Raw genomic sequence first — 788 nt, forward strand, 5'->3', positions numbered from 1 at the left:
GGTTGGGTTGGCCTCTCCTCCGGGGTCCTGGGGAGAGGACCCCCGGAAAATTTCGTCAAAATGTTGCGACCGGTGTTTGGACAGTTCGCCGTGGTTGGCTGAATTGCTGGAAGACGTCGGCAGCACTCCTGTAACCCAAGCTTTTACGCAGCCTGCCATTAAGAACCTTCTGAGCTTCGTGAATATACGTCTTACTGAAGTGGTGGAGCGAGATGCCCTTGGGTATGAGCTCACGGATGAGGCCATTCGCGTTCTCATTACTGCCGCGTTCGCTCGGCGTGTAAGGATGACAATAGTAGATTTGCGTTCCTTTGACGCGGTCGAGCAAGGCAAACTCAGAGCCGTTATCAAAGGTGATTGAATGAAACCACTTAGCGCCCTTTGAGTTGATGACCCGCTGTAGGACATCCAAGCAGGTTTGGGCGTGGTAATCGGGAAGCTTGTAGATCAACTCATAGCGGCTCTTACGCTCTGTCAGGGTGAGTAGCGCCGGTTCGTTGACGACACGTTTGCCCTTTACCAGATCGCCTTCCCAATCCCCAAAGGTTTTGCGTTCGTTCACCGCTTGCGGCCGCTGTTCGATGGAGGTTCCTGCAAGGCGTTTGTTTCGGCGATCGCGGTGACGGCCTGCGTGTTTGATATGGCGACGGAGCTTCTCAGGCAGGATCGTGTTGTCCAAAGGCAAGAGGCCGCGGTCGAGGTAACGGTAAACGGTCGGCGTTGAAGGACAGGCGTGGGCGGGATAGAGACGCTTAAACAAGTGACAGTACCCATCAATGCTTTGTAGG

The 788-nt window shown here is 54.6% G+C and carries 1 protein-coding gene; it reads right to left on the reverse strand.

Annotation, left to right across the window (positions count from 1 at the left end):
- Positions 1-55: 55 nt before the first annotated feature.
- Positions 56-788: IS30 family transposase (locus BVJ53_RS14660; RefSeq protein ID WP_129302973.1), on the reverse strand; the 733-nt coding region annotated here is incomplete at its 5' end.

The organism is Lacticaseibacillus chiayiensis (genome assembly GCF_004123795.1).
Taxonomy (GTDB): domain Bacteria; phylum Bacillota; class Bacilli; order Lactobacillales; family Lactobacillaceae; genus Lacticaseibacillus; species Lacticaseibacillus chiayiensis.